1 protein-coding gene is annotated in these 854 nt (G+C 65.7%); it reads left to right on the top strand.

The annotated features are described in order from the left end of the window. Positions 1 to 31 precede the first annotated feature (31 nt). Positions 32 to 854 (top strand): HrpJ domain-containing protein (locus OC610_RS28210; protein WP_264432952.1); only part of this gene is annotated, 823 nt, incomplete at its 3' end.

Raw genomic sequence — 854 nt, 5'->3', positions numbered from 1 at the left:
CGCGCAGTCCAATTCGATGGAGGAGGTCGGCATGACCTTCAGTCATCACGTGGAACGCAACACCAAGGCGCTGAGCCAGCGGCGCATTCGCAACGCCCGCAGTGAGGTGGGCCGGACACGGGTCGAAACCCGCGAGCAGTTGGAAGAGTGGTACGACCAGCTCGGTCATCCAGGCAAGCAGAGCCTGAGTGCCATGGCGGCCCAGGCCGGTGTGCTGCTGATGGGCGAGCCGGAGTTGGAAGAGGTGGTGCAGTCTACCGGCGGCGATCCGGCCCGGACGGACCTGATCCTGCAGCAAACCTTGCTGGACGCTGAGGCGCAAGGTCGTCTTGTCGAGGCCAAGCGCGCCCGGGACTACCTGCAACTGCTGCGCGAGCGTTACGGTGCGCAGATCCAGGCCGGCATGAACATCGCCGAGGCCCTGCGTGCCGCCGGTGGCGATCCTGAATTGCGCCAGGCGGTACGTCGCCTCTATTACGACACCGTGGTGCTCAAGCAATCGTTGCCGACCATGATGCAGGCGTTGCTTGGCCTGTTCGGCGAAACGGCATTCGTGTCCGGGCTGGACATGATGCGCCGCGCGCTGGCCGACGACATCGCCGCCCACGCGCCTTCGCGGCCTACGCCCTTGCTGCGCACGCTGCTGATCGGCCTGGCTGCCTCGACGCAACTGGGCAGCGTGCTGCAAAGCTGTCGCCGTCTGCTGGAGCAACTGGCCTACAGTTGCCCGTCCAGTCAGCTCACCGCCGTCCTGCTGCTGCAACGCATGCTCGGGTTTGTCAGCAGCGGCCTGTCTTCGGCGGAAGTGCGGCGTATCGGTCGCGAACTGGGAGGGGACGAGGAGCACGATCAAC

The sequence above is a fragment of the Pseudomonas agronomica genome, assembly GCF_025917275.1.
Taxonomy (GTDB): Bacteria; Pseudomonadota; Gammaproteobacteria; order Pseudomonadales; family Pseudomonadaceae; genus Aquipseudomonas; species Aquipseudomonas agronomica.
The sequence above is the reverse complement of the archived record's forward strand: the minus strand, read 5'-3'. Positions and strand labels throughout refer to the sequence as shown.